The 2,105-nt window shown below is 42.9% G+C and carries 2 protein-coding genes; one reads left to right on the top strand and one right to left on the bottom strand.

Going from position 1 to position 2,105, the window contains the following annotated elements; all coding sequences use genetic code 11:
* Nucleotides 1-97: 97 nt before the first annotated feature.
* A complete protein-coding gene (locus CAG68_RS21290; protein WP_054728511.1) occupies nt 98-1,090 on the top strand; it encodes a zinc-binding dehydrogenase in 993 nt (330 codons plus the stop codon).
* Nucleotides 1,091-1,241: 151 nt separating this feature from the next.
* Here the strand turns inward: CAG68_RS21290 and CAG68_RS21285 are convergent.
* Nucleotides 1,242-2,105, bottom strand: an 864-nt coding sequence (locus CAG68_RS21285) for a homocysteine S-methyltransferase family protein (RefSeq protein WP_161441624.1), incomplete at its 5' end; no start/stop codon positions are given.

Below are 2,105 nucleotides of genomic sequence, written 5' to 3'. Positions count from 1 at the left end.
ACCTAAAATTATCAAAATAAGAAAAAACCATAATTATTGCAGCAGCACCCTCTGAGTTAGTATGACTTTCGACCATTCTTAATAATAAGGAAAACCTATGAGAGCGATAACTTACCAACGAGATAACGATACTTTCTCTTTATCCGAATTACCTACACCAAAACTAGAAACCCAATTTGATGTATTGGTTAAAGTTAACGCTGTTGGTTTGAACCCTGTCGATGCAAAAATTCATTATTGGTCAGACATGGTCACTAACATGGATAACAATTTTGTTGGCGGGTTAGACGTATCAGGAGAAATAGTCTCTGTAGGCGATGCGGTCGTTGATTGGAAGGTTGGCGATAAAGTGTTGTATCACGGAAACATGAGACGCCATCACGGTGGATTCGCTGAATTTGCTATCCATGATTCAAGAACGCTTATAAAGCACCCTCAGGTTCCGGTTGAAGTAGCAGCATCTACACCTTGCGCAGCCTGGACCGCATATCGCGCTTTGGTAGACAAGCTCGATATTTCAAATCGAAGCAGCATTTTTATCGCCGGAGGTGCTGGCGGCGTTGGAAGCTTTGCTATTCAGTTAGCAAAGACATTTGGTGTTGAACAGATCATTGCTACTAGTTCAGAAGCTAATCACGCATATTTGTCCTCGTTAGGAGCAACCCATACGATTGATTATCATCATGAAAATGTATTTCAACGAGTAATGGACATTACCGGAAATCATGGCGTTGAGGTTGCACTCGATTGTGTAGGCGGTGATAACGACCGAATTGCAGCCTCGGTGTTAACCTTTGAGGGAGAAATGGTGGAGCTCGTCAAGACTGTCGACCCTTCTCAATATCCAGATGCCTTCTTAAAAGGCTTGGGCTTCCACCAAATAAGTTTGGGCTCTGGTCATGTCTTTGGCGAGAGAGGGTTTGCAAGTATCGTTAATGCCGGAAAGGAAGTGTCTGAGCTATTAGAAAATGGAGAATTGGAAGTACCGAAACTGAAGATCATCGGCTTAGAGGATGTAGGTAACGCACTCTTGGACATGCGAAATCAGAGAACAGTTGGAAAGATTGTCGTTAATCTGAACCAAAAATAATTAATAAAAATCTCGAGGCAAACTGGCAAGGTAATGAATGAGTAAGTTAAAGCATCTTGTTACTTTGCCAGATATGAAAGACCTTTATTTTGTCTATAACGATGAATGAAAAACAAAACCTCTTGCCATACTTCCCTGCGCTTCACCAAAATTAGGCGTTTTCGAGAGTGTCTCTCCAAGTCGCTAGCAATTTAATATGACGTGGTTCAATCCCACAGCAACCACCAATAATGCTCGCTCCCTGCGCATGCCACTTTTTAGCATACTCAAGATATTCAGTCGGAGAGAAATGACGAACTTCCTGAATGGTCTCGTTGGCTTGGTGCGCTTGCTTTATCGGAGCAAAGCTATTTGCGAAAACACCTATCGTCAATTCTCTACCTGACTCACACAATACTGCTTGTGTATCAATGATCGCTTGCTCGACAACTTCAGGAATAGAGCAATTGAAAAAGATACCTGAAACATTTGTTTTCAACAGCGTATTGACCGCGGCTTTGAGAGATTCCCCTGAGCGAAGGCGAGGCAAAGAGTTAGGCTCATCCATTAAGGTGAAAGCAAGATAATTGGGCTTATCTGTTTTGGCTAAAATTATTGATAGAACTTCAACTTCAGCGAGGCTAGACACGGTCTCAGCTAACCAAATATCAACATATTGATCTTGAGCTTCAAATAACTCAGAAGCCACTTCCAGTGCCCTTTTCGGCTCGAATAATTCAGGCCTGTAAGACCCCATGACAGGAGGAAGAGACCCCGCAACGAGCACTCTATCGTTAGAGCTGGTGACTACATCTCTGGCAATTTTGGCTGCAGATTTTGCTAACTCAATCCCTCGCTTCGCATAGAGTTCCTCGCCTAAGTGAAATGGAACACATGCATAACTGTTAACAGTGATAATCTCAGCGCCAGCGTCTATGAAATTCTCATGGGCCATTTTTACATATTGTGGTGATGCAATTAGCGCTTGTGCACTCCAAAGCGGCTGAGAAAAAGGGGCGCCAATACGTTTCAACTC

Source organism: Vibrio sp. V42_P2S4T144 (assembly GCF_009904715.1).
GTDB lineage: Bacteria > Pseudomonadota > Gammaproteobacteria > Enterobacterales > Vibrionaceae > Vibrio > Vibrio alginolyticus.
The sequence above is the reverse complement of the archived record's forward strand: the minus strand, read 5'-3'. Positions and strand labels throughout refer to the sequence as shown.